Genomic DNA, 22,695 nt, shown 5'->3' with positions numbered 1-22,695 from the left:
CAACTGACGCTGTATCTGTGGGAGGCGCTTCAGCGGCGACACTCGCGGCTAAAGCCCCTCCCACATTGCTCCCGATCACGCTGCCATTGCCGAGGCTACCCCGATGAACATGCCGCAGACCGCAACTCCGTCCCTGGCCAGCCAGCTCAAGCTGGATGCGCACTGGATGCCGTTCTCCGCCAACCGCGCCTTCCAGCGCGACCCACGGCTGATCGTGGCCGCCGAAGGCAACTGGCTCACCGACGATACCGGGCGCAAGGTCTATGACAGCCTGTCCGGTCTGTGGACCTGTGGTGCCGGCCACTCGCGCAAGGAAATCCAGGAGGCCGTGGCCAAGCAGCTCGGCACCCTCGACTATTCGCCGGGCTTTCAGCATGGCCATCCGCTGTCGTTCAAACTGGCCGAGCAGATCGCCGACCTGATGCCGGGCGAGCTCAATCACGTGTTCTTCACCGGCTCCGGCTCCGAGTGCGCCGACACCGCGGTGAAGATGGCCAAGGCCTACTGGCGCCTGAAAGGCCAGCCGGCCAAGACCAAGTTCATCGGTCGCGCCCGTGGCTACCACGGCGTCAACATCGCCGGCACCTCGCTCGGCGGCATCGGCGGCAACCGCAAGATGTACGGCCAGTTCATGGACGCCGACCACCTGCCGCATACCCTGCAGCCGCACCTGGCCTTCACCAGGGGCATGGCCGAAACCGGTGGCGTGGAGCTGGCCAACGAACTGCTCAAGCTGATCGAGCTGCACGACGCTTCCAACATCGCCGCGGTGATCGTCGAGCCGATGTCCGGCTCGGCCGGTGCCATCGTGCCGCCGGTGGGCTACCTGCAGCGCCTGCGCGAAATCTGCACGCAGCACAACATCCTGCTGATCTTCGACGAGGTGATCACCGGCTTCGGCCGCCTGGGCAAGTGGAGCGGCGCGGAATTCTTCGGCGTCACCCCGGACCTGATGAACGTGGCCAAGCAGATCACCAACGGCGCCATCCCGCTGGGCGCGGTGATCGCCAGCAGCGAGATCTACAACACCTTCATGCAGCAGCCGTCGCCGGAGCACATGATCGAGTTCACCCACGGCTACACCTACTCGGCCCACCCGGTGGCCTGCGCTGCCGGCCTGGCGACGCTGGAGCTGCTCAAGCGCGAGAACCTGATCCAGCAATCCGCCGAGCTGGCGCCGAAGTTCGAGGCCGCCCTGCATGGCCTGAAAGGCACCAAGCACGTGGTCGACATCCGCAACTGCGGCCTGGCCGGCGCCCTGCAGATCGCGCCACGTGACGGCGATGCCGTGGTGCGCCCCTACGAGGCCGGCGTGGCCCTGTGGAAGGCCGGTTTCTACGTGCGCTTCGGTGGCGACACCATCCAGTTCGGGCCGACCTTCAACGCCAGGATGGAAGACCTCGACCGTGTGTTCAACGCCGTCGGCGACGTGCTGAACAAGCTGGATTGAGCCGTAGGGTGGATGACGCTTTACCCATCCACCAATCATCGAATCCCCAAGGTGGATGAAAAGAGCGTCATCCACCCTACGCCTCTGGAGAACCCCATGAGCCATATCCCGCACCTGATCAACGGCGAACGCGTTGCCGGCAATGGTCGCAGCGCCCCGGTGTACAACCCGTCCACCGGCGACTCCACCACGGCCGTCGGCCTGGCCGACCGCGCCACCATGCAACTGGCCATCGACGCCGCCAAGGCCGCCTTCCCGGCCTGGCGCAACACCCCGCCGGCCAAGCGCGCGCAGATCATGTTCCGCTTCAAGCAGCTGCTGGAGCAGAACGAGAACGAAATCGCCGCGCTGATCAGCGCCGAGCATGGCAAGACCATCGAGGACGCCATCGGCGAACTCAAGCGCGGTATCGAGAACGTCGAGTTCGCCTGCGCCGCCCCGGAAATCCTCAAGGGCGAGTACAGCCGCAACGTCGGCCCGAACATCGACGCCTGGACCGACCTGCAGCCTATTGGTGTCGTGGCAGGGATTACCCCGTTCAACTTCCCGGCCATGGTGCCGCTGTGGATGTACCCGCTGGCCATCGTTTGCGGCAACTGCTTCATCCTGAAGCCGTCCGAGCGCGATCCCAGTTCCACCCTCTTCATCGCCGAGCTGGCGCACCAGGCCGGCCTGCCCAAGGGCGTGCTGAACGTGGTCAACGGTGACAAGGACGCGGTCGATGCGCTGATCGAGGCGCCCGAGGTCAAGGCCCTGAGCTTCGTCGGCTCGACGCCGATCGCCGAGTACATCTACAGCGAAGGCACCAAGCGCGGCAAGCGCGTGCAGGCCCTGGGCGGCGCCAAGAACCACGCCGTGCTGATGCCCGATGCCGACCTGAACAACGCCGTCAGCGCACTGATGGGCGCGGCCTACGGGTCCTGCGGCGAGCGCTGCATGGCCATCTCCGTGGCCGTGTGCGTGGGCGACCAGATCGCCGACGCGCTGGTGGAGAAGATCGTCCCGCAGATCCAGGCACTGAAGATCGGTGCCGGCACTTCCTGCGGCCTGGACATGGGTCCGCTGGTCACCGCCGCTGCGCGTGACAAGGTCAAGGGCTACATCGACGCCGGTGTGGCGCAAGGCGCCAAGCTGGTGGTCGACGGCCGCGGCCTGGTGGTGCCAGGTAACGAGAACGGCTTCTTCGTCGGCGGCACTCTGTTCGACCGGGTAACCCCGGACATGACCATCTACACCGACGAAATCTTCGGCCCGGTGCTGTGCATCGTTCGCGTCGGCAGCCTGGAAGAAGCCATGCAACTGATCAACGATCACGAGTACGGCAACGGCACCTGCATCTTCACCCGTGACGGTGAAGCCGCGCGCCTGTTCTGCGACGAGATCGAAGTGGGCATGGTCGGCGTCAACGTGCCGCTGCCGGTGCCGGTGGCCTACCACAGCTTCGGCGGCTGGAAGCGCTCGCTGTTCGGCGACCTGCACGCCTACGGCCCGGATGGCGTGCGCTTCTACACCCGCAAGAAGGCGATCACCCAGCGCTGGCCGGCGCGCAAGAGCCACGAGGCGGCGCAGTTCGCCTTCCCCAGCAATGGCTGAGTGAGCTGCAGCTTTGAATGAAAAGGTCGGTCGCAGGACCGGCCCTTTCCGTTAGTGGCGCGTTATGTCGAGGCAGACACCGAGACACTTGTAGGAGCGGCTTCAGCCGCGAAGATCCGGCAGCCTCTTGGGAGTTTGCGTGATCGCTCCCACGCTCTGCGCAGGAGCCTGTAGCCTCGGCCGCTACGGTGGATGACGCGCAGCGTCACGGTCAGCATGCCCATGCGCAGCGTATGGCCGGACGTGCTATCGCCCCAATAGATATCTCCCGTCTGCCCGCTCTGGTACAACAGCCGGCAGGTTGAAAGGGGAGAAGCACCATGACCGACGCATTCCAGCTGGATCTGCAAACATATCTCCGGCGTCTGGGTTACGCCTCGGCGCCGCCAGCGACCCTCGACACCCTGCGCGAACTGCAGGCGCGGCACACCGCCGAATTTCCCTTCGAAACCCTGGCCAGCATGCTGCGCGTGCCGGTGGAGGTCGAACCCGCCGCGATCCAGGACAAGCTGCTGCGCCAGGGCCGTGGCGGTTACTGCTTCGAACTCAACCGCCTGTACCTCCTGCTGTTGCAGGCACTGGGCTTCGATGCGCGCGGGCTGACCGGCCGCGTCGTCATGGGCGGCCTGGAAGATGCCCTGCCGGCGCGCACCCATATGCTGGTGCTGGTGACCATCGATGGCGTGCGCTACATCAGCGATGTCGGCTTCGGCGGCATGGTGCCGACCGGCCCGCTGCTGCTCGACAGCGAGACGGAGCAGAGCACACCGCACGAGCCCTATCGCCTGACGCTGGTGGATGGCACCTACACCCTGCGCGCATTGGTGGCGGGTAGCTGGCGAGCCATGTACCTGTTCGATCTGCAGCAAGTGGCGGATATCGATTACGTGGTGGGTAACTGGTACGTGTGCACCCACCCGGACTCACCCTTCCTCGGCCAGATGATCGCCGCGCGCACCGGGCCAGAGCTGCGCAAGACGCTGAGCAACGGCAGCTTCGCCATCCACCGCCTGGGGCAGGCGAGTGAGCGGGTGCAGTTGCAGAGTGTCGACGAGGTGCTGAGGGTGTTGCGCGAGGAATTTGGCATTCAGGTGCCAGAGCATCCTGAGTTGCGGCAAATCATCGAGCGGCTGATCGCGGCGGCGTGAAGGCAAGACGGCTGCTATCGCCACGCTCTCGTGGGAGGGGGCTTCAGCCGCGACCCGAAGCGACCCAAACCCTGTAGGAGCGGCTTCAGCCGCGAAGATCTCGGGGTTTCGACGGCCCGCTGAGATTGCTGAAGGACCGCGATCAGTTCCCCTCTCCCGCTTGCGGAAGAGGGGGCAGGGGAGAGGGCACTCTTGGCTTTTGTACTCCAGTGTCGCTTCGCCTTGCGGCGACTCACTTTCCAAACGCCGGATGGCCTGCCCCGCAAGAAAACAAGCAGATACGCTGCGTCCCACCATCCGGGGCTCCGGCGCTCAACATCTGACGAGTCGAGCGCGAGCCGGGGTGCTCAGTGCTCGCCCTTCATCGCGCCGCTGAGGCCGAACATCAGCACCAGCAGGTTGGCATCCGGCTTCACGGCGGGCTGCACCTGTTTGCGCAAAGGCGCAGTGGGGCAGGATTGCGCAGTGCTGCAGTCGCGTGCCTGCACCACACGGGGGCCGGGTTCCTGCCAGGCTGCGGCGGCGATTGCCGTTACGCTGAGGGCGAGGCCGAGGAACAAACCTCGTGCTATTTCTAATTTCATTTTGCTAACCCCTTGAAAGCGCTGCCAAACGCTGTTCGCTAAACCTAGATCACCCATTGCGATACTGCCGCCTTGTGCGACGAACGGTCCTGGCAGGTGATGGGCACCCAGCCGGGGCTGTACTGGGACACGGGCCTTGGCGGTTGGTTCAGCAAGGATGCGGGTAACGCCTTAACGTCACCTTAGGTGCCGCTTGCGGCCCCTCTGTAACAGCCGGCCCTGGCAACTGCAAAGCCTGCAGCCAATCTCCCAGCCCGGCGCAAAGGCGCGAGTTAGAGCCACTTCCTGGTGGGGATGAAACGAATGAAGCGAGGTACTGCGAATGTCGCGCTGCCGGCAGTGAACCGGCAGTCCATGGCTCAGGCAAGAGATGTGCCGAGACCTTTGGCTCCATCAGCGAAAATCTGGCGATAGCCGTGCAGCAGTTGCTGCCAGTCGGCATCTGACCAGGGGCTGTGGCGCCGTAGTTGAGGCAGGTCATGCTGAGCGGCCTGGGCTCGCGTGAGGCGGCGCCGGCTCTTTTCCAGATCCAGCAGGGCGACCTGCGGCGTCTCGCCGTCGATACGAACGAAAATATGCTTGGCATAGAGGCAGCCATGCTGCCAGCGCCCGAGGTGCATGCGCGCGAGGGTCTGGCCGACGTGTTGCAGCAGTTTGGCATGCAGCGCCTCGCCGCACGCTTCACGGCCGCCCTGGGCATACCAGAGTTCGATGTTTTCGAAGCCTTCCAGCGCCTCGGTCACCAGCAGACCGCGCCAGCCCTGCCGCTGGTCATAGTCGATACCGCAGTAGATCAGCCGCGGGACCATGACCCCGAGAGAAGGCAGTGCCTGCAAGGCGTTGCGCTCGCGCAGCACGGTAGGGCGCCCTTTGGGATGCAGCAGGCTGCGATAGATATGGCCGATCTGCTTCTTGGCGTACAGCACGCCGGTTTCATCCAGCAGGCGCTGCACGCCACTTTCGCCACCACGGCGGACATTGGGTGCTTCGACCCAGTCGCCCTGCTGTTGCCACCAATGCTGGAATGCCTGCTGTGAAAAATCGCTCGCGGTGCTCAAGGGCATGTTTTGTTCTTCTTATGTCTGTTCTGAGGGATGCGCCAAACGCTCACCTGCTGAAATGGCTTCAGGCCGTTCAGGGTTGTAACAAAACATAAGCAAACAGGGTGCCGGAGTCTACCCTCGATCTCTTCGGCCAACCGGGCGGCGCCGAACGGTAGCCCGCTATGGCCTCATTAACGGCCGCGCATAAAAAACCCCGCGACTCGCGCGGGGTTCTTTTTACTGCGTGGGAGCCGGTCGGCTTACATCATGCCGCCCATGCCACCCATACCGCCCATGCCACCCATGTCAGGCATGGCCGGCGCCTTGTCGTCAGCCGCTTCGGCAACCATGGCCTCGGTGGTGATCATCAGGCCGCCGATGGAAGCAGCAGCTTGCAGCGCGGAACGGGTGACCTTGGCCGGGTCGAGGATACCCATCTCGATCATGTCGCCGTAGGTGTCGGTAGCGGCGTTGAAGCCGAAGTTGCCCGAACCCTGCTTGACCTTGTCGACCACTACGCTCGGCTCGCCGCCGGCGTTGGCAACGATCTGACGCAGCGGCGCTTCGACAGCGCGACGCAGCAGGGCGATACCGACGTTCTGGTCCTCGTTGTCGCCTTTCAGGTCTGCGATGGCCTGCAGAGCGCGCACCAGAGCCACGCCACCGCCAGGTACCACGCCTTCTTCCACGGCAGCGCGGGTGGCGTGCAGGGCGTCTTCAACGCGGGCTTTCTTCTCTTTCATCTCGACTTCGGTGGCAGCGCCAACCTTGATCACGGCAACACCGCCGGCCAGCTTGGCCAGGCGCTCTTGCAGCTTCTCCTTGTCGTAGTCGGAAGAGGTTTCCTCGACCTGCTTGCGGATCTGCGCAACGCGGGCTTCGATGTCGGCCTGGGCACCAGCACCATCGATGATGGTGGTGTTGTCCTTGTTCAGCACGACGCGCTTGGCGTTACCCAGGTGCTCCAGAGTGGCGCTTTCCAGGGACAGGCCAACTTCTTCGGAGATCACGGTACCGCCGGTGAGGATGGCGATGTCCTGCAGCATGGCCTTGCGGCGGTCGCCGAAGCCCGGAGCCTTGACGGCAGCGACCTTGACGATGCCGCGCATGTTGTTGACGACCAGGGTAGCCAGGGCTTCGCCTTCGACGTCTTCAGCCACGATCAGCAGCGGACGGCCAGCCTTGGCAACGGCTTCCAGTACCGGCAGCAGTTCGCGGATGTTGCTGATCTTCTTGTCGACCAGCAGCAGCAGCGGGCCTTCCAGCTCGGCCACCATGGTGTCCGGCTTGTTGATGAAGTACGGCGACAGGTAGCCGCGGTCGAACTGCATGCCTTCTACGACGGACAGTTCGTTTTCCAGGCCCGAGCCTTCTTCAACGGTGATCACGCCTTCCTTGCCGACCTTGTCCATGGCTTCGGCGATGATGTCACCGATGGAGTTGTCGGAGTTGGCGGAGATGGTGCCGACCTGAGCGATGGCCTTGGAGTCGGTGCACGGCTTGGCCAGGTCTTTGAGCTGAGCGACGATGGCCGCGGTGGCCTTGTCGATGCCGCGCTTCAGGTCCATCGGGTTCATGCCGGCAGCAACGGACTTCAGGCCCTCGTTGACGATGGCTTGAGCCAGAACGGTCGCGGTGGTGGTGCCGTCACCGGCAGCGTCGTTGGCCTTGGACGCGACGTCCTTGACCAGCTGGGCGCCCATGTTTTCGAAGGCGTCTTTGAGTTCGATTTCCTTGGCAACCGAAACACCGTCTTTGGTGATGGTCGGGGCGCCGAAGGATTTGGCCAGCACCACGTTACGGCCTTTCGGGCCGAGGGTGGCTTTGACGGCGTCGGCCAGTACGTTGACGCCAACGAGCATTTTCTTGCGGGCGGAATCGCCAAACTTGACTTCTTTAGCAGCCATTTTGATCAGTCCTCAAATTCTTGAAGGTTTAAACGGAGATTCGTGGGAATCAGGCTTCGATGACAGCGAGGATCTCGTTCTCGCCCATGACCAGCAGGTCTTCACCGTCGACCTTGACGGTGTTGCTGCCGGAGTAGGGGCCGAATACCACCTTGTCACCGACCTTGACGGCCAGCGGACGGACTTCGCCGTTTTCCAGAACCTTACCGGTACCGACGGCAACGACTTCACCCTGGTTCGGCTTCTCGGCGGCCGAACCCGGCAGCACGATGCCGCCTGCGGTTTTGGTCTCTTCTTCGCTGCGACGGATCACGACGCGGTCATGCAGAGGACGAAGCTTCATTGTCGATCTCTCCTAACAATTGAATGGCCAACTTGCCGACTCTTGCTTGGTCGGCGGGTTTGTAAAATCCGGCGAGGCCGGGCGCGGCACGCTGGGCGCACCGCGAAAGTCGGACTGCCTCAGGGGCAGGCACCTTGCGGTGACTGCTACATGTGGGCGGGCAAGGGCATTTCAAGGGGCGGGGATGAAATTTTTTGCGCAGCGCAGGGGGATATCGCACAGAGCAGTTCGTTGCCAGCGTTGCGCTTGAGTAGAAGCCGACTTGCCGGCGATCAGCCAGGGAGATCGCCGGCAAGCCGGCTCCTACAGGTGCTTGGAGATCAGTCGCGACGCTCGTACTCGCCCTCGAGAACATTGGGGCGGGTTTGCCCGGAGCGGGCGGCCTGGTCATCGAAGAAGGCGCGCTGGCGCAGGGCCTGTTCCTCGGCGCGGCGGCGAATCTTGCCGACCAGCAGGCGACGGGTGAAGGGAATCAGGCAGAGCGCGCCGAAGACGTCGCTGATGAAACCCGGCAGCAACAGCAGGCCGCCACCAACGGCGATCAGCAGGCCTTCGAGCATTTCCTGCTCGGGCAGCTCGCCGCGCGACAGTCTTTCCCGGGCGCGCCAGGCGGTAGCGACGCCCGCCACGCGCAGCAGCACGCTGCCGAGTATGGCGGTGCCGATCACCAGCATCAGCGTCGGCAGCACGCCGATGGCGCTGCCGACCTTGATCAGCAGGGCCAGTTCGATGATCGGAAACAGCAGAAAGAGGAACAGAAACGCGCGCATGAGTCGAAGTGTCCTTGGCGGAAGACAGGCTTCCCGTAGAAGTTAAATATGGCGCTCTGCGCTTAATTCAAGCTGAAGGCTCGCCGCTGGTCGGCCAGCTCTCGGCTCGGGCCAGTTGCACCAAGGCCTGGCGTACCGCGCCGGGGTTGCTGCAGGGCGCGGGAAACGGCAGCCAGTGCAGGCTCTGGCCGATGCGCAGGTGAAAGCCTTCGCTGTCGATGCCGGCCATCTGCGCCGGTTCGTGCCGGGGCAGGCCGGCCAGTTCGACGTAATGGGCGATGGCATTGGCGTGGTCGTCGTTCATGTGCTCGACCATGCTCGCTTCGCTGCCGTCCGTCGCGAAGGGATTGGCCAGGGCGACCTGATCGAGCCAATGAATGGCGCCGAAGCCGCCGATAAAGCGCCAGCGCACCGGCTCCAGCCGCCAGAAATCGAAGTCATGCGCCCGATGGTAGTCGCGCGACTGAGGGAAAAAGCGGTAATAACGCTGTGCGGCCGCTTCGATTTCGCTTTCGTCATGCAACTGTCTTGCTTCGGCGAGCAAAGTAAGGCGGCCGACCGCCTGCACATCCTCTGCGCCGCGCTCGCCGACCAGTAGCGAGCATTTGGCGTCCTGCCCGAGATTATGGGTGTGCTGGGCGATGCGGCTGATCAGGATCAGCGGCCGGCCCTCGGCGTCCAGGCAGTAGGGCACCACCGATCCGAAAGGGAAACCCGGCATGGCCTTGGAGTGGGTGCTGAGCACGCCACGGTATTCCTTGAGCAGCAATTCTCGTGCATGCTTGCCGGCTTTCACGCTCACCTTATGACTCCTCGCAAAGAATCCGTCAGAAACGGACAGACGCCCTAGCATAGCGGTTTGCGGGCATCAGCGGGGTCGGTAAATGCTGCACCTTGAGGGGATAACGCGATGCAACTGAAAGACAAAGTCATCATCATCACTGGCGGCTGCCAGGGGCTGGGCCGCGCCATGGGTGAGTACCTCGCGGCCAAGGGCGCCAAGCTGGCGCTGGTCGATCTGAACCAGGAAAAACTCGACGAAGCCGTGGCCGCCTGCAAGGCCGCCGGTGGCGACGCCCGTGCCTACCTGTGCAACGTGGCCAATGAAGAGCAGGTCACGCACATGGTCGCCCAGGTGGCCGAAGACTTCGGCGCCATCAACGGCCTGGTCAACAATGCCGGCATCCTGCGCGATGGCCTGACCATCCGCGTCAAGGACGGTGAGATGACCAAGATGAGCCTGGCGCAGTGGCAGGCGGTGATCGACGTCAACCTGACCGGCGTGTTCCTCTGCACCCGCGAAGTGGCGGCGAAGATGATCGAGCTGGGCAACCAGGGCGCCATCGTCAACATTTCCTCGATCTCCCGTGCCGGCAACATGGGCCAGGCCAACTACTCCGCGGCCAAGGCCGGCGTCGCTGCCGACACCGTGGTCTGGGCCAAGGAGCTGGCGCGCTACGGCATTCGCGTGGCGGGCGTGGCGCCGGGCTTCATCGAAACCGAGATGACCGGCAGCATGAAGCCGGAAGCCCTGGAGAAGATGACCTCGGGCATTCCGCTCAAGCGCATGGGCAAGCCGGCCGAGATCGCGCATTCGGTGGCCTACATCCTGGAAAACGACTACTACACCGGTCGTATCCTGGAGCTGGATGGCGGCCTGCGCCTGTAATCGGCTGCGCCTGAACGCAAAACGCCCCGACTGGTTCGGGGCGTTTTCGTTTCCGGCTGCTGGTACGCACGGCGCGCCCTATGGGCATGATGCGTGCGGCTTTCCGTAGGGTGCGCCGGGCGCACCGCTGCTTTCAATGCGTACGAGCGACAGCGAAACGGCTCAGCTCGATCAGCGCATCGCGATACTCGCCGGCCGGCAGCACGTCCAGACAGGCGATGGCGCGTTCGGCGTAGTCACGGGCGAGACGGGCGGTGTAGTCCAGGGCGCCAGCGGCATCCACGGCGGCGCGGATGCTTTCCAGGTCTTCGATACCGCCTTTCTGAATGGCGCGGCGCACCAGAGCGGCCTGCTCCTCGCTGCCTTCGCGCATGGTGTAGATCAGCGGCAGGGTCGGTTTGCCTTCGGCCAGGTCGTCGCCGACGTTCTTGCCGAGCTCCGCCGCATCGCCCTTGTAATCGAGCAGGTCGTCGACCAGCTGGAAGGCGATGCCCAGGTGGTCGCCGAAGGTGCGCAGGGCTTCGCGCTGCGCCTCGTTGGCGCCGGCCAGCGCCGCGGCGCTGTGGGTCGAGGCCTCGAACAGCATCGCGGTCTTGCCGCGGATGACTTCCATATAGGTCTCTTCCGTGGTGCTGGCGTCGCGCACCTTGGACAGCTGCAGCACTTCGCCCTCGGCGATCACGCGGGTGGCGTGGGAGAGAATCTTCATCACCGGCATGGAGCCGAGCTCGACCATCATTTCGAACGAGCGCGAATAAAGGAAGTCGCCCACCAGCACGCTCGGCGCATTGCCCCACTGGGCATTGGCGGTGCTGCGGCCACGGCGCATGTCGGACATATCGACCACGTCGTCATGCAGCAGGGTGGCGGTGTGCAGGAATTCGATGGTGGCGGCCAGCAGACGCAGGTCGTCGGCCTGGTAGCCCAGTGCGCGACCGCTGAGCAGTACCAGCAGTGGCCGCAGGCGCTTGCCGCCGGCGGAGATGATATAGTCGCCGATCTTTTCCACCAGTGGCACGCGGGAAACCACCTGTTGGCGAATGATGCCATCGACGGCGGTGAAATCGTCCGCTACCACGCGGTAGAAAGCCTGGGGTTGCATCGGCGACTGGTGCTCCTTTGAGGTTGCGCGGCATGCTAGGTGGCAGGGTATGGGCTGTCAAGGCAAGCACCTGCAGCCCTTGCGTGGCGTCACGGCCTTGCGTACAATCGCGCACCCTGAACTTCCCCCTGGGCATTTCCCTGCCTTACGCAATTGCAAGGGTGTCACTTCCGGCCCCGAGCAGCCATGCCAGCCAATAACGACTTTTCTAAAGCGCTGGGTGAGCAGGATCAACGGAGATTTACCATGTACGCAGTAATTGTTACTGGTGGCAAGCAATACAAAGTCACCGAAGGCGAATTCCTCAAGATCGAGAAGCTCGAAGTCGCTACCGGCGAAGCCGTGACTTTCGATCGCGTTCTGCTGATCGGCAATGGCGACGACGTCAAGATCGGCGCTCCGGTCGTAGACGGCGCCAAAGTGGTTGCAGAAGTCGTTTCGCAAGGCCGTCACGACAAAGTGCGCATCATCAAGTTCCGCCGTCGTAAGCACCACATGAAGCGTCAGGGCCACCGTCAGTGGTTCACTGAGATCAAAATCACCGGTATCCAGGCCTGATTCGTCGGCCCCGATCCCTTTATAGGAGTATTGACTCATGGCACACAAAAAAGCTGGCGGTTCTACCCGTAACGGCCGCGATTCCGAAAGTAAACGCCTTGGCGTGAAGATGTACGGTGGTCAGGTCATCAAGGCCGGCAACATCATCGTTCGTCAGCGCGGCACCGAGTTCCACCCGGGTTTCGGCGTGGGCATGGGCAAGGATCACACCCTCTTCGCCAAGATCGAAGGCGTGGTCAAGTTCGAAGTGAAGGGCGCTTTCGGCCGTCGCTACGTGAGCGTCGTTCAGGCCTAATCGCCTGCGCGCTGGAAAAGCCCTGTCCGTAGGACGGGGCTTTTTTATTGGCCCGCCGTCCATGGCGGCAACCCTCCGGGCCGTCGCAAGCGACGTTAAAAAACGCTCCAGGCGTTTTTTTTGTTTCTGTATCCTTGGGTTCTTGCCCGATGACCCGTAACGCCACGCTGACTGCGTGGGGTCATCCGGCAAGGGCCTTTACGTTGTTCTGTTGACCCGCAGCTCTTGCGGGAGGCGTATCCATGAAATTTGTCGACGAAGTTTCGATTTTTGTAAAAGCCGGTGACGGCGGTAACGGCATGATGAGCTTCCGTCGCGAGAAGTTCATCGAGAAGGGCGGCCCCAACGGCGGGGACGGCGGCGACGGTGGCTCGGTATTCCTCGAGGCCGACGAGAACCTCAACACCCTGATCGATTACCGCTACACCCGCAAATTCCACGCGCAGAACGGCGAGAAGGGCGGCAGCACCGACTGCACCGGCGCCAAGGGCGAGGATCTGATCCTGCCGGTACCGGTCGGCACCACGGTGATCGACGTGGCGACCCAGGAAGTGATCGGCGATCTGGTCAAGCCTGGCCAGCGCCTGATGGTCGCTCAGGGCGGCTGGCATGGCCTGGGCAACACCCGCTTCAAGTCCAGCACCAACCGCGCGCCGCGTCAGACCACGCCGGGCAAGCCGGGCGAGTCGCGCGATCTCAAACTGGAGCTGAAAGTGCTGGCCGACGTCGGCCTGCTCGGCCTGCCCAATGCCGGCAAGAGCACCTTCATTCGCGCCGTGTCCGCGGCCAAGCCGAAAGTCGCCGATTATCCCTTCACCACCCTGGTGCCGAACCTGGGCGTGGTCAGCGTCGACCGCTTCAAGAGCTTCGTCGTCGCCGACATCCCCGGCCTGATCGAGGGCGCCTCCGAAGGTGCCGGTCTGGGCATTCGCTTCCTCAAGCACCTGGCGCGTACTCGCCTGCTGCTGCACCTGGTGGACATGGCGCCGCTGGACGAGAGCGATCCGGCCGAGTCCGCGCAGGTGATCATCGACGAGCTGGGTCGCTTCAGCCCGGCGCTGGCCGAGCGCGATCGCTGGCTGGTGCTGAACAAGATGGACCAGATCCCGGAAGACGAGCGCGAGGCGCGCAAGGCCGATATCGTCGCCCGTCTGGGCTGGCAGGGCCCGGTCTACGTGGTGTCGGCCATCAGCCGCGACGGCACCGAGCGCATCTGCCGCGACATCATGCATTACCTGGAAGTGCGTGCCGAACGCATCGCCGAAGATCCGGTATTCGCCGAGGAACTGGCCGAGCTGGATCAGCGCATCGAGGACGAGGCCCGCGCCCGTCTGCAGGCGCTGGACGATCAGCGTGCGCTGCGTAAATCCGGCGTGCGCAGTGTCGACGATATCGACGAAGACGATGATTTCTTCGACGATGAAGACGACGACGGCCCGGAAATCATTTACGTCCGGGATTAAGCAAATTTCCAACGCCGCTTAATTGCGGCGTTTTTGTAGGTGGGGCGGAACCCATCGTTTTCTGGCTAAGGTTGGAAGATCATGCGTGACAAGGTGACCGGCGCACGGCGCTGGGTGGTGAAGATCGGCAGTGCGCTGCTGACCGCCGACGGGCGTGGCCTGGATCGTGCGGCCATGGCGGTGTGGGTCAAGCAGATGGTGGCGCTGCGCGAGCAGGGCGTCGAACTGGTGCTGGTGTCCTCCGGCGCCGTGGCGGCCGGCATGAGCCGCCTGGGCTGGACCAGCCGACCTAGCGCGATGCACGAACTGCAGGCCGCCGCCGCGATCGGCCAGATGGCGCTGGTGCAGGCCTGGGAGTCGAGCTTCGCCGAACATGGCCGGCGCACCGCGCAGGTTCTGCTGACCCACGATGACCTCTCCGACCGCAAGCGCTACCTCAACGCGCGCAGCACCCTGCGCACCCTGGTCGGCCTGGACGTGATCCCGGTGATCAACGAGAACGACACCGTGGTCACCGACGAGATCCGCTTCGGCGACAACGACACCTTGGCCGCGCTGGTGGCCAACCTGGTGGAGGCCGATCTGCTGGTGATCCTCACCGACCGCGACGGCATGTACACCGCCGATCCGCGGCACAACCCCGATGCCGAGCTGATCCATGAGGCGCGTGCCGACGACCCGGCGCTGGATGCTGTGGCCGGTGGCGTCGGCGGCGCGCTGGGGCGTGGCGGCATGCAGACCAAGCTGCGCGCTTCGCGCCTGGCGGCGCGTTCCGGTGCGCACACCGTCATCGTCGGCGGTGCCATCGAGCAGGTGCTGGCGCGGCTCAAGGCCGGCGAACGCCTGGGTACCCTGCTGGCGCCCGAGCGCGGCCTGCTGGCGGCGCGCAAGCAATGGCTGGCCGGCCATCTGCAGACCCGCGGCACCCTGGTGCTGGACGCCGGTGCGGTGAAGGCGCTGAGCCAGGATCGCAAGAGCCTGCTGCCGGTCGGCGTGAAGGCCGTGCAGGGCAGCTTCCGCCGTGGCGAGATGGTGGTCTGCGTTGCGCCGGACGGTCGCGAGGTCGCCCGCGGCCTGGTCAACTACAGCGCGCTGGAGGCGCAGAAGATCATCGGCCAGCCGTCCGATGCCATCGAGAAGCTGCTGGGCTATGTCGATGAGCCGGAGCTGGTGCATCGCGACAATCTGATCCTCGTTTAAGGAGCATGCATGCGTCCGTTCAAGGGAGTGTTGCTGGGGCTGCTGATGCTGCCCGGCCTGGCACTGGCCGAAACCATTGGTGAGGTCTCTACGGTGTTCAAGTGGGTGGGGCCGAATGACAAGATCGTCGTCGAGGCTTTCGATGATCCCAAGGTGGCGGGCGTGACCTGCTACCTGTCGCGCGCCAAGACCGGCGGCGTGAAGGGTGGCCTGGGGCTGGCCGAGGATCGCGCCGAGGCCTCCATCGCCTGTCGCCAGGTCGGCCCCATCGAGTTCAAGGGCAAGCTCAAGGACGGCGAGGAAGTCTTCAAGGAGCGCACCTCGCTGGTGTTCAAGACCATGCAGGTGGTGCGCTTCTTCGACGCCAGGCGCAACACGCTGGTGTATCTGGTCTACAGCGACCGGGTGATCGAAGGCAGCCCGCAGAATGCGGTGACCGCCATTCCGATCCTGCCCTGGGGCCAGTAGGGTGCGCCGTGCGCACCGGCTCAGGCGCTAGGACGTGCGTACGCAAGGTCATAAAAAACCGCCCCGAGGGGCGGTTTTTTCATGCGTGGCGATTAGCTCGGTACATCCAGCTGCAGGCGCTTGTTCGATTGCGTCTGCACCTCGCGGTAGCGCTCGGCATCCTTGGACAGAACGTCGGCCATGGCCGGGAAAATCTCGTCCAGCTTGCTGCGCCAGCCTTCGCTCCTGGCCTGCTCGGGGAAGCAGCGGCGAATCAGGTCGAGCATGATCGACACGGTCACCGAGGCACCCGGCGAGGCACCGAGCAGGGCGGCGATGGTGCCGTCGGCAGCCGCCACCAGTTCGGTACCGAACTGCAGGATGCCGCCGTTCTTGGCGTCCTTCTTGATGATCTGTACGCGCTGACCGGCCACTTCCAGGCGCCAGTCCTCGGCCTTGGCCTGCGGATAGAAGCCGCGCAGGGTTTCCAGGCGCTGCGCTTCGGACTGCATCACTTCCTTGATCAGGTAGCGGGTCAGGTCCATGTTGTCGCGCGCCACCGCCAGCATCGGGCCGAGGTTGTTGGGGCGTACCGACAGCGGCAGATCGAGGAACGAGCCGTGCTTGAGGAACTTGGTGGTGAAGCCGGCATAGGGGCCGAACAACAGGGACTTCTTGCCGTCCACCACGCGGGTGTCGAGGTGCGGCACGGACATGGGCGGCGAGCCCACGGCGGCCTGGCTGTAGACCTTGGCCTGGTGCTGCTTGACGATTTCCGGGTTGTCGCAGCGCAGCCACTGGCCGCTCACCGGGAAGCCGCCGAAGCCCTTGCCTTCCGGAATGCCGGACAGTTGCAGCAGCGGCAGCGCGCCGCCACCAGCGCCGAGGAAGACGAACTTGCTCTTGAGCTTGCGCGTGGCACCGGAGCGGGTGTCCTTGATGTCCACCAGCCAGCCTTCACCGTCGCGCTTGAGGTCGGTGACCTTCTGGTTGCAGGTGACCTTGGCGTTGGGCTGGCTGGTCAGGTAGGCGAGCATCTGCTCGGTGACCGCGCCGAAGTTGACGTCGGTACCGGCCTGCACGCGAGTCATCGCCAACGGTTCGCTGGCATCGCGGCCCGGGATCAGCAGCGGCGCCCATTCGGCGATGGTGGCGCGATCCTCGGTGTACTCCATCTCGGTGAAGGCGTGATGCTGACGCAGGGCTTCGAAACGCTTCTTGAGGAAGGCGATGCCGCTGTTGCCACGCACGAAGCTCATGTGCGGAACCGGGTTGATGAAGGTCTTCGGCGCGTTGATCGCGCCCTTCTCGATCAGGTAGGCCCAGAACTGCTTGGACTCCTCGAACTGGGCGTTGATGGTCACCGACTTCTTGATGTCGATGCTGCCATCTGCCCCTTCCGGGGTGTAGTTCAGCTCGCACAGCGCGGCGTGACCGGTGCCGGCGTTGTTCCAGGGGTTGGAGCTCTCCACCGCGCCGGACTCGCGCAGCTCCACCACTTCCAGGGTGATGCCGGGGTTGAGTTCCTTGAGCAGTACGCCCAGGGTCGCGCTCATGATGCCGGCGCCAACCAGCACCACATCTACGCTTTGGTAATCGTTATGCGCCATTAACCTCTCTCCAAGAAAAACTGCACCAGACGGACGGCCGTTCGGCCTTTAAGGGCGGAACCGGCAGACTCAGGCGTGATGCCCTGTCGTTCGGCGGGGAGGGTCAAGGCTGGGGTTTGCGGACGCAAAACTGTTCATCTGTTCGCCACACTCTTGTGAAGTTTGTAAAAACCGTTTTTTCACGCTCTTTTGGAGCGGTGAACCTCAAAAGCTCGACTGCCTAGGCGCGCTTTTGCCCGTGCAGAACATGCAATGCATGGCTGCTATCGGCTCTGCATATGGGCTAAGAAGCGGCTGGCCAGGCCTGGCAGCGCGAAGTGGGCGACTCTCTGAGGCGGGGCGATGACGTTGCATCGGCGAGGTCGTGCGGCCCGATCAGGAGACGTCCTTATAATCGGGGCGTGATTATAGCGGTGAATGGGGGGAAATTGATCGCCCCCGCGTGACTTTTATTCTTCCGCCGGTCAGGCCGCCAACGGGCGAGTGGCGCGTGCGTGCGTGACGACCGGTGTGATGCGGGCTCCGGCAGGCAGGGGAGCGCCCAGCCAGGAGAGCTGCGGTTCACGCACTTCCACCCAGCCGGCCTGGCCCGGATGTTCCTGCATCTGGCGCAGCGCGCAGCACAGACCCTGGGCGTCGATCAGGGCGAAATGGCGCATCGGACGAGAGTGGCTGAACAGGCGGCGCAACAGCATGGCGGAAGGCTCCGGCGTGGTGACAGTTGTCTTTATGCCAGGGGGCAGTGACAGGCTGATGACAGGAACCGCAACGGCCCGCCGACTGTCCCATGCAGCGCTACTGTCGGCCTCAGGCCGCGCTGGGTATACTGCCGGCCACTTTTTACCTCACTCGGAGAGATGAGCATGCTGCACCGTGCGTTGATCGCCTTGCTTGCTGCCGCCAGCCTGACTCTGGCCGGTTGCGCCCTCAGCCCTCAGCAACTCACCCCGCAACCCAAGCTCACCAGCTCGCTGACCCCGGTGGGTCAGGGCCAGCCGGTGGTGGTGCGTGTGGTCGATGGTCGTCCTTCGCCGGTGCTGGGCACCCGCGGCGGCCTTTACCCGGAAACCAGCTCCATCAGCGTCAGTGCCGACTATGTCCTGCCCCGTCTGCAGGCCGAGGCCGAGGCGGCTGTACGCCTGCTGGGTTTTACCCCGTCGCCGAACGCCTACAACGCGCCGCAACTGACCATCACCCTGGCGGAGCTGAAGTATCAGTCGCCGAAAGAGGGCATGTACGTGACCGAGGCGGATATCTCCGCTTCGATTCGCGCTGACGTACAGGGCGGCAGCCGCCGCTACACCGGTCGTTACGGTGCCTCGCTGAATCAGCGCTTCGGCAGCGCGCCGAACCAGCAGACCAACTCCAAGCTGGTGGGCGATGTGCTCAGCGATGCACTGACCCGCGCCTTCAAGGATCCGACCATTGGCCAGATCCTGCTGCAGTAGCTCGTAGCTGCTACAAAAACGCCCCGCATTGCGGGGCGTTTTCATTTGTCAGGGCTTCACGCCGCTTCGGCGTAGAACTCCGGCAGGCTCATGCCGGTACGGTTGTCGATGTCCGGCAGGTCGTAATGCTCATGGCCGCCAAGGGCGCAGTACACCAGCCAGTGCTGGTCCTGCACGTTGAAGGAGAGTTCGTCGACCACGGCGTCCACTTCATCCAGCGAGTCGATCAGGTAATCGCGATCCAGCGGTTGTGCATTGAGCATGGCAGGTCCTCCGAGGACATAGGGGATTGGCTCCAGCAACAGTCGTGACTGTTTGGTCACTGTCGGAGATACAAACCCTAGGCCAGGCATATGACAGTTTTCAGACGATTTCGGGATAGCCGGCTGCGTTCGTCGGAAACGAACCTTATAAAAGCGGGTTTTCAGTACACTGCGCGGCGACTTTTTAGCGGGCTGAGACGCAGCTTTTTCAGCCGAAATCCCCATTCTGGTGCGGTGGCGCGGTTGCTGCACCATGCTGTTCTCGAGGTGTTGCATGTCGCTGCAGATGTTGTGGTCGCTGTTTCTCGCCCATCCGGCCGGGGTCGTGAACTCGCTGGCCTTGTTCTTCGCCGTGGCCGGTAGCTGGCTGTGGCTGATGACCCGTTTGCGCGAGCAGCGTGGCCTGGTGCGCGCGCTGGTTCAGGGTGAGCTGGACGACATCGAAGTACAGGATGAGCGCACCCTGCGCATCAATCGCTTCTTCTATCGCTTCGGTAGCATCTGCCTGGGCGCGGCGCTGCTGCTGTCCTGGTTCAGCACGCGACTTTGATGCCCGAGCGATAAACGAAAACGGCAGCCATCAGGCTGCCGTTTTCGTTCATGGCGACGCCCTCTACAGAGGCAGGCCGGTCCTGATCCGGTACTGATTTCGCACCGGGTTGGCGTACTGCAGGATCAGGAACGGCTTTTCCTCGGCGCTGCAGGCGTTCAAGCGCTTTTGCCACTCGGCTTCGGCCTTGGCCAGCTCCGCGGCCGGGAACAGCTCGCTTGCCGCCGGCACGTTCAGCTCGGCCTCGCGCCCCTCCCACATGGCGTACGCCAGGTAGTGCACGGGGAACAGGCGGTATTGGCCGAGAATGTGGCGATCCAGTGCCTGCGCCAGTTGCTTGGTGTCCTCCAGGCCCTCTACCGGCGGGCCGAAGTGCAGGTGCACACGGCCCTTGTAGCCGGTGATGCCCAGGGCGATGCTGGCGTCGTCTTCGCCCGGTGCCTTGGTGTAGCTGCCGGTGGCGGCGCGTACGCAGAGTTCGCGGGCCTTGGCCAGGTCGCAGGGATCGTACTCGTAGCTGATCGACACCGGGATCAGGTTGAGCGAGTCGATCACCGCTGCGAACGGTTCGTCCTTGCGGCTCATGTGGAACATCTTGAGGATGGCCGAGTCGGTGCGGTCGTCACCGTCCTTGGCGCGGCCTTCGGCCTGGGCGATCCAGATCGATTCGCCATCTTCGCGAATCGAGTGGTTGATGTAGGCCGAGAGCAACTGGTAAGCCGCCAGCTTCTCGCGTCGGCCGCTGATCGAGCGGTGCACGATGAAGCTCTTGTTCAGGCGCATCAGGTCGCTGACGAAGGGGCGCTGCAGCAGGTTGTCGCCGATGGCGATACGTGGCGTCTGCAGGCCGGCATGGTAGACGGCGTAGTTGACGAAGGCCGGATCCATGACGATGTCGCGGTGGTTGGCCAGGTACAGGTAGGGTTTGCCCGGTTGCAGGTGTTCCAGGCCGGAGTAGCTGATGCCGTCGCTGGCGTGCTCGATGGTGCGATCGATATAGGGTTCGATCCTCGCCTGCAGCTTGGCGACCGAATCGATGCTGGCGAATTCGCTGCGCAGGCGTGCGGCGATCAGCGGCTTGAGCAGCCAGCCCAGGGGGCCGGCCAGTCGCGGGAAGCGAAAGCGGGTAAGGGTACCGAGAAACGCGGGGTCGGCGAGCAGGCGCGCCAGTACGGGGCGCACTTCTGCATCGGCATAGGGTCGGATGGCATCGAATGCGCCCATCATGCTCTCTTGTTCTAGAACGGCCAAGGTTGAAGTGAAGTCTGTTTGAAAGGGTGAGCAGTAGACCGGCGATTATACCGCCAAGTCACACGCAATCAGCGAAGCCCGATCCGTACGCGGGCAGCGGGGGCGCGCAGGTGCTGCCCGTGACCTGTTCGCGAGGCGGGAAGATCGGCCGTGGGGAATAGGCGATCCTCAGAGCGGCCGATAAAAAAATCCCGGTTTGGAGGCGATCCAAACCGGGACTTTCAGGCTGTCTCTGAGCGGTAAAAGCGGCTAACTACTGACCATTGAGCTTGCGCATTTCCCACATTCTTGAACAGCGAGTGCGATAAATAGGCTGATTGGCAAAGGTCGGAAGAATCTTGGGTCCGTAGTTCTGTACGGCTTTAATGACTTCTTCCTGGCTCTTCATTTCAGAAAGTTCAAACTTAATGGAACGAGCAACCTCTTGTATCAAACAGCTATGGTCGACGACACGCCTGATCTTGCGATCTCCCTGCTTTACCGAGATAAGAAGAGAGCCATCTGGTCGGGGGCTGGCGGTCACGACACAATCGCTTGCCAATGGTTCAGCTTTCTTTTCCGCGGATGTAGACATTTAAGTTCCCTCAATGGATTTTAAATGACTGAGCCAGAGCGGAACGTAGTGGATAAAAAAACGCATGCAACTCCAGACGACGAATGGTAATTATTGCCATTATTATGATTGCGTGTTGTATAGGCTTTGTTGAGCTTTATAACTGTCTGTATCGTCCATGTATAAATATGCCGCTTCGCTGCAAAGCGAAACGCAGTGCCTACACTGTGGGATGTTGATTTGATTTTTTTGCAGTCAGGCGCGTTGGTAATGAAATCAGGGCGCCAGGAGGCCGCGATGCTGGAAAGCGAGTCGTATCATTGCCCCTATTGTGGCGAACCGGCCGAGGCGTTGCTCGATCTGTCGGCCGGCGATCAGTCCTATATCGAGGACTGCCCGGTGTGTTGCCGGCCCATCGAGTTCGAGCTGCGTACCGATGGGGGCGAGTGGCAACTGGACGTGCGCGCGGAGAACGACTGATGCAACGAATCTACGAGCCGGAAAATCTTCTGGAAGGCCAGATGCTGGTGGACATGCTGGCCAGCGAAGGGGTCGAGGCGCACCTGCTCGGTCAGCATCTGGTCGGTGCGGTGGGCGAGTTGCCGGCGTGCGGCCTGCTCGGTCTGCTGGTCGCCGATAGCGACGCGCAGCGGGCGCGTGCGCTGATCGCCGAGTACAATGCCGCGCAACCCGTGCCTGGCGACGAGCCAGAGTCTTTCCAGGGTGTGTTGCTCTGCTGACCCGCCCCCTGCCTGTCGAGCCGTTTCATGTGTGGACGTTACGCCCTGTTCCGCTGGTCGCCCGCTTTTGCCGCGCTGCCCGGTTTTCCCGCTGATCAGCAACCACACTGGAATCTGGCGCCCAACGGCCAGGTGCTGATGCTGCGTGCCGGTGAGAGCGGGCCGCAGGCCGCCACTGCACGGTGGGGGCTGACGCCGGCTTGGCTCGAGGATCTGTCCAGGACCCCGGCGCATGCGCGTGCCGAAACCCTCGCCGAACAGCCGATGTTTCGCGAACCCTTTCGTCAGCGTCGCGCCCTGCTGCCGGCCAACGGTTTCTATGAATGGCGTGGAGCGGCGCGCAAGCGGCCGTACTGGATGACCAATGGCGACTCGCTGATGTATTTCGCGGCGCTGTGGGAGGTCTATCCGGTCGGCGGGCATGAATACCTGAGTGTGGCGCTGATTACCCAGGAAGCGGCGACGCTGCGCCGCCCCTTGATCCTTGGTGAGCATGAGCAGGCCCTGTGGTTGAGCGCCGACACGCCGTCCGAGCAACTGAGGGCGCTGCTGGCCAAGCCGCAGGTTGCGCTACGTGAGCGCGCCCTGGCCACGCTGGTCAACGATCCGAAGCTGGATGCGCCGGAGTGCCTGACTCCGGCGTAGGGTACGCACCGTGACGGATGGACACTTGGCTTGATGCTGGTGCGCACGGCGCACCCTGCCTCC

26 protein-coding genes are annotated in these 22,695 nt (G+C 63.4%); 14 read left to right on the top strand and 12 right to left on the bottom strand.

Annotated elements, in window-relative coordinates:
• The first annotated feature begins 103 nt into the window (after window positions 1-103).
• The 3 genes from aptA to BLS61_RS19490 all read left to right on the top strand — a co-directional run bounded on the left by aptA (window position 104) and on the right by BLS61_RS19490 (window position 4,191).
• On the top strand, window positions 104-1,450 hold the full coding sequence (gene aptA / locus BLS61_RS19500; protein WP_090433632.1) for an omega-aminotransferase AptA: 1,347 nt from the start codon (window positions 104-106) through the stop codon (window positions 1,448-1,450).
• A 96-nt stretch (window positions 1,451-1,546) separates the two neighbouring features.
• The gene (locus BLS61_RS19495) at window positions 1,547-3,043 is read left to right on the top strand and encodes a CoA-acylating methylmalonate-semialdehyde dehydrogenase (RefSeq protein WP_090433631.1); all 1,497 of its coding nucleotides are present in this window, start codon (window positions 1,547-1,549) and stop codon (window positions 3,041-3,043) included.
• A 320-nt stretch (window positions 3,044-3,363) separates the two neighbouring features.
• On the top strand, window positions 3,364-4,191 hold the full coding sequence (locus tag BLS61_RS19490; RefSeq protein ID WP_090433629.1) for an arylamine N-acetyltransferase family protein: 828 nt from the start codon (window positions 3,364-3,366) through the stop codon (window positions 4,189-4,191).
• A 347-nt stretch (window positions 4,192-4,538) separates the two neighbouring features.
• Here BLS61_RS19490 and BLS61_RS19485 read toward each other — a convergent pair whose 3' ends face one another.
• The 6 genes from BLS61_RS19485 to BLS61_RS19460 all read right to left on the bottom strand — a co-directional run bounded on the left by BLS61_RS19485 (window position 4,539) and on the right by BLS61_RS19460 (window position 9,640).
• Complete coding sequence (locus BLS61_RS19485; RefSeq protein WP_090433736.1) at window positions 4,539-4,775, bottom strand: hypothetical protein; 237 nt, start codon at window positions 4,773-4,775, stop codon at window positions 4,539-4,541.
• 359 nt (window positions 4,776-5,134) lie between these two features.
• On the bottom strand, window positions 5,135-5,839 hold the full coding sequence (locus BLS61_RS19480) for a lipopolysaccharide kinase InaA family protein (protein WP_090433626.1): 705 nt from the start codon (window positions 5,837-5,839) through the stop codon (window positions 5,135-5,137).
• Window positions 5,840-6,078: 239 nt separating this feature from the next.
• Complete coding sequence (groL, locus tag BLS61_RS19475) at window positions 6,079-7,725, bottom strand: chaperonin GroEL (RefSeq protein ID WP_090433624.1); 1,647 nt, start codon at window positions 7,723-7,725, stop codon at window positions 6,079-6,081.
• 49 nt (window positions 7,726-7,774) lie between these two features.
• Window positions 7,775-8,068: a co-chaperone GroES gene (locus BLS61_RS19470; RefSeq protein WP_003240414.1), complete on the bottom strand. Its 294-nt coding sequence runs from the start codon at window positions 8,066-8,068 to the stop codon at window positions 7,775-7,777.
• A 320-nt stretch (window positions 8,069-8,388) separates the two neighbouring features.
• On the bottom strand, window positions 8,389-8,838 hold the full coding sequence (locus BLS61_RS19465; RefSeq protein WP_012019625.1) for an FxsA family protein: 450 nt from the start codon (window positions 8,836-8,838) through the stop codon (window positions 8,389-8,391).
• A 67-nt stretch (window positions 8,839-8,905) separates the two neighbouring features.
• Entirely contained in the window at window positions 8,906-9,640 is a 735-nt protein-coding gene (locus BLS61_RS19460) for a HugZ family pyridoxamine 5'-phosphate oxidase (protein WP_090433621.1), read from the bottom strand.
• Window positions 9,641-9,748: 108 nt separating this feature from the next.
• Here BLS61_RS19460 and BLS61_RS19455 point away from each other — a divergent pair, with 108 nt between their 5' ends.
• On the top strand, window positions 9,749-10,507 hold the full coding sequence (locus BLS61_RS19455) for an SDR family oxidoreductase (protein ID WP_003240420.1): 759 nt from the start codon (window positions 9,749-9,751) through the stop codon (window positions 10,505-10,507).
• Window positions 10,508-10,640: 133 nt separating this feature from the next.
• Here the strand turns inward: BLS61_RS19455 and BLS61_RS19450 are convergent, their stop codons facing one another.
• A complete protein-coding gene (locus tag BLS61_RS19450; RefSeq protein ID WP_003240422.1) occupies window positions 10,641-11,609 on the bottom strand; it encodes a polyprenyl synthetase family protein in 969 nt (322 codons plus the stop codon).
• Between the two features lie 246 nt (window positions 11,610-11,855).
• On the opposite strand from BLS61_RS19450, the gene rplU reads away from it, so the two are divergent.
• The 5 genes from rplU to BLS61_RS19425 all read left to right on the top strand — a co-directional run bounded on the left by rplU (window position 11,856) and on the right by BLS61_RS19425 (window position 15,593).
• Window positions 11,856-12,167: a 50S ribosomal protein L21 gene (rplU, locus tag BLS61_RS19445; protein WP_021445340.1), complete on the top strand. Its 312-nt coding sequence runs from the start codon at window positions 11,856-11,858 to the stop codon at window positions 12,165-12,167.
• Window positions 12,168-12,204: 37 nt separating this feature from the next.
• Window positions 12,205-12,462, top strand: coding sequence for a 50S ribosomal protein L27 (gene rpmA, locus BLS61_RS19440; protein ID WP_003240427.1), 258 nt, complete (start codon window positions 12,205-12,207; stop codon window positions 12,460-12,462).
• A gap of 242 nt (window positions 12,463-12,704) precedes the next feature.
• Window positions 12,705-13,925 (top strand): Obg family GTPase CgtA, encoded by a 1,221-nt coding sequence (gene cgtA / locus BLS61_RS19435; protein WP_090433620.1) that lies wholly within the window; start codon window positions 12,705-12,707, stop codon window positions 13,923-13,925.
• Between the two features lie 81 nt (window positions 13,926-14,006).
• Entirely contained in the window at window positions 14,007-15,125 is a 1,119-nt protein-coding gene (gene proB, locus BLS61_RS19430) for a glutamate 5-kinase (protein ID WP_003240430.1), read from the top strand.
• 9 nt (window positions 15,126-15,134) lie between these two features.
• On the top strand, window positions 15,135-15,593 hold the full coding sequence (locus BLS61_RS19425; protein WP_012019621.1) for a CreA family protein: 459 nt from the start codon (window positions 15,135-15,137) through the stop codon (window positions 15,591-15,593).
• A gap of 92 nt (window positions 15,594-15,685) precedes the next feature.
• Here BLS61_RS19425 and mqo read toward each other — a convergent pair whose 3' ends face one another.
• Together mqo and BLS61_RS19415 are read right to left on the bottom strand one after the other, a co-directional pair.
• Window positions 15,686-17,182, bottom strand: coding sequence for a malate dehydrogenase (quinone) (mqo, locus tag BLS61_RS19420; protein WP_090433618.1), 1,497 nt, complete (start codon window positions 17,180-17,182; stop codon window positions 15,686-15,688).
• A gap of 464 nt (window positions 17,183-17,646) precedes the next feature.
• A complete protein-coding gene (locus BLS61_RS19415; protein WP_090433616.1) occupies window positions 17,647-17,877 on the bottom strand; it encodes a hypothetical protein in 231 nt (76 codons plus the stop codon).
• Between the two features lie 168 nt (window positions 17,878-18,045).
• On the opposite strand from BLS61_RS19415, the gene BLS61_RS19410 reads away from it, so the two are divergent.
• Window positions 18,046-18,630, top strand: a complete 585-nt coding sequence (locus BLS61_RS19410; protein ID WP_090433613.1) for a YajG family lipoprotein — start codon at window positions 18,046-18,048, stop codon at window positions 18,628-18,630.
• Window positions 18,631-18,686: 56 nt separating this feature from the next.
• On the opposite strand, the gene BLS61_RS19405 is transcribed toward BLS61_RS19410, so the two are convergent.
• Entirely contained in the window at window positions 18,687-18,893 is a 207-nt protein-coding gene (locus BLS61_RS19405) for a hypothetical protein (protein WP_090433611.1), read from the bottom strand.
• Window positions 18,894-19,167: 274 nt separating this feature from the next.
• On the opposite strand from BLS61_RS19405, the gene BLS61_RS19400 reads away from it, so the two are divergent.
• Window positions 19,168-19,443, top strand: a complete 276-nt coding sequence (locus BLS61_RS19400) for a hypothetical protein (protein WP_090433609.1) — start codon at window positions 19,168-19,170, stop codon at window positions 19,441-19,443.
• A 63-nt stretch (window positions 19,444-19,506) separates the two neighbouring features.
• Here BLS61_RS19400 and BLS61_RS19395 read toward each other — a convergent pair whose 3' ends face one another.
• Entirely contained in the window at window positions 19,507-20,670 is a 1,164-nt protein-coding gene (locus BLS61_RS19395; RefSeq protein ID WP_090433607.1) for a 1-acyl-sn-glycerol-3-phosphate acyltransferase, read from the bottom strand.
• A gap of 277 nt (window positions 20,671-20,947) precedes the next feature.
• The gene (locus BLS61_RS23560; protein WP_139205575.1) at window positions 20,948-21,268 is read right to left on the bottom strand and encodes a hypothetical protein; all 321 of its coding nucleotides are present in this window, start codon (window positions 21,266-21,268) and stop codon (window positions 20,948-20,950) included.
• Between the two features lie 276 nt (window positions 21,269-21,544).
• On the opposite strand from BLS61_RS23560, the gene BLS61_RS19390 reads away from it, so the two are divergent.
• From BLS61_RS19390 to BLS61_RS19380, 3 genes are read left to right on the top strand one after another with little or no spacing between them, the layout of a single operon-like run.
• Window positions 21,545-21,727, top strand: coding sequence for a CPXCG motif-containing cysteine-rich protein (locus tag BLS61_RS19390; RefSeq protein ID WP_090433604.1), 183 nt, complete (start codon window positions 21,545-21,547; stop codon window positions 21,725-21,727).
• Window positions 21,727-21,987 carry a putative signal transducing protein gene (locus BLS61_RS19385; protein WP_090433602.1) on the top strand — a complete coding sequence of 87 codons (261 nt, stop codon included), beginning with the start codon at window positions 21,727-21,729 and terminating at the stop codon, window positions 21,985-21,987. Before BLS61_RS19390 ends, BLS61_RS19385 begins: the two co-directional genes overlap by 1 nt.
• A gap of 27 nt (window positions 21,988-22,014) precedes the next feature.
• A complete protein-coding gene (locus BLS61_RS19380) occupies window positions 22,015-22,632 on the top strand; it encodes an SOS response-associated peptidase (protein WP_090433600.1) in 618 nt (205 codons plus the stop codon).
• Window positions 22,633-22,695 lie beyond the last annotated feature (63 nt).

The organism is Ectopseudomonas guguanensis, from assembly GCF_900104265.1.
Lineage (GTDB): Bacteria > Pseudomonadota > Gammaproteobacteria > Pseudomonadales > Pseudomonadaceae > Aquipseudomonas > Aquipseudomonas guguanensis.
This window is presented reverse-complemented; position numbering and strand designations above follow the sequence as displayed.

Coding starts and splice junctions, on each gene's coding strand:
- aptA (WP_090433632.1), top strand. CDS start 104: ATGAACATGCCGCAGACCGCAACTCCGTCCCTGGCCAGCCAGCTCAAG.
- BLS61_RS19495 (WP_090433631.1), top strand. CDS start 1,547: ATGAGCCATATCCCGCACCTGATCAACGGCGAACGCGTTGCCGGCAAT.
- BLS61_RS19490 (WP_090433629.1), top strand. CDS start 3,364: ATGACCGACGCATTCCAGCTGGATCTGCAAACATATCTCCGGCGTCTG.
- BLS61_RS19485 (WP_090433736.1), bottom strand. CDS start 4,775: ATGAAATTAGAAATAGCACGAGGTTTGTTCCTCGGCCTCGCCCTCAGC.
- BLS61_RS19480 (WP_090433626.1), bottom strand. CDS start 5,839: ATGCCCTTGAGCACCGCGAGCGATTTTTCACAGCAGGCATTCCAGCAT.
- groL (WP_090433624.1), bottom strand. CDS start 7,725: ATGGCTGCTAAAGAAGTCAAGTTTGGCGATTCCGCCCGCAAGAAAATG.
- BLS61_RS19470 (WP_003240414.1), bottom strand. CDS start 8,068: ATGAAGCTTCGTCCTCTGCATGACCGCGTCGTGATCCGTCGCAGCGAA.
- BLS61_RS19465 (WP_012019625.1), bottom strand. CDS start 8,838: ATGCGCGCGTTTCTGTTCCTCTTTCTGCTGTTTCCGATCATCGAACTG.
- BLS61_RS19455 (WP_003240420.1), top strand. CDS start 9,749: ATGCAACTGAAAGACAAAGTCATCATCATCACTGGCGGCTGCCAGGGG.
- BLS61_RS19450 (WP_003240422.1), bottom strand. CDS start 11,609: ATGCAACCCCAGGCTTTCTACCGCGTGGTAGCGGACGATTTCACCGCC.
- rplU (WP_021445340.1), top strand. CDS start 11,856: ATGTACGCAGTAATTGTTACTGGTGGCAAGCAATACAAAGTCACCGAA.
- rpmA (WP_003240427.1), top strand. CDS start 12,205: ATGGCACACAAAAAAGCTGGCGGTTCTACCCGTAACGGCCGCGATTCC.
- cgtA (WP_090433620.1), top strand. CDS start 12,705: ATGAAATTTGTCGACGAAGTTTCGATTTTTGTAAAAGCCGGTGACGGC.
- proB (WP_003240430.1), top strand. CDS start 14,007: ATGCGTGACAAGGTGACCGGCGCACGGCGCTGGGTGGTGAAGATCGGC.
- BLS61_RS19425 (WP_012019621.1), top strand. CDS start 15,135: ATGCGTCCGTTCAAGGGAGTGTTGCTGGGGCTGCTGATGCTGCCCGGC.
- mqo (WP_090433618.1), bottom strand. CDS start 17,182: ATGGCGCATAACGATTACCAAAGCGTAGATGTGGTGCTGGTTGGCGCC.
- BLS61_RS19415 (WP_090433616.1), bottom strand. CDS start 17,877: ATGCTGTTGCGCCGCCTGTTCAGCCACTCTCGTCCGATGCGCCATTTC.
- BLS61_RS19410 (WP_090433613.1), top strand. CDS start 18,046: ATGCTGCACCGTGCGTTGATCGCCTTGCTTGCTGCCGCCAGCCTGACT.
- BLS61_RS19405 (WP_090433611.1), bottom strand. CDS start 18,893: ATGCTCAATGCACAACCGCTGGATCGCGATTACCTGATCGACTCGCTG.
- BLS61_RS19400 (WP_090433609.1), top strand. CDS start 19,168: ATGTCGCTGCAGATGTTGTGGTCGCTGTTTCTCGCCCATCCGGCCGGG.
- BLS61_RS19395 (WP_090433607.1), bottom strand. CDS start 20,670: ATGATGGGCGCATTCGATGCCATCCGACCCTATGCCGATGCAGAAGTG.
- BLS61_RS23560 (WP_139205575.1), bottom strand. CDS start 21,268: ATGTCTACATCCGCGGAAAAGAAAGCTGAACCATTGGCAAGCGATTGT.
- BLS61_RS19390 (WP_090433604.1), top strand. CDS start 21,545: ATGCTGGAAAGCGAGTCGTATCATTGCCCCTATTGTGGCGAACCGGCC.
- BLS61_RS19385 (WP_090433602.1), top strand. CDS start 21,727: ATGCAACGAATCTACGAGCCGGAAAATCTTCTGGAAGGCCAGATGCTG.
- BLS61_RS19380 (WP_090433600.1), top strand. CDS start 22,015: ATGTGTGGACGTTACGCCCTGTTCCGCTGGTCGCCCGCTTTTGCCGCG.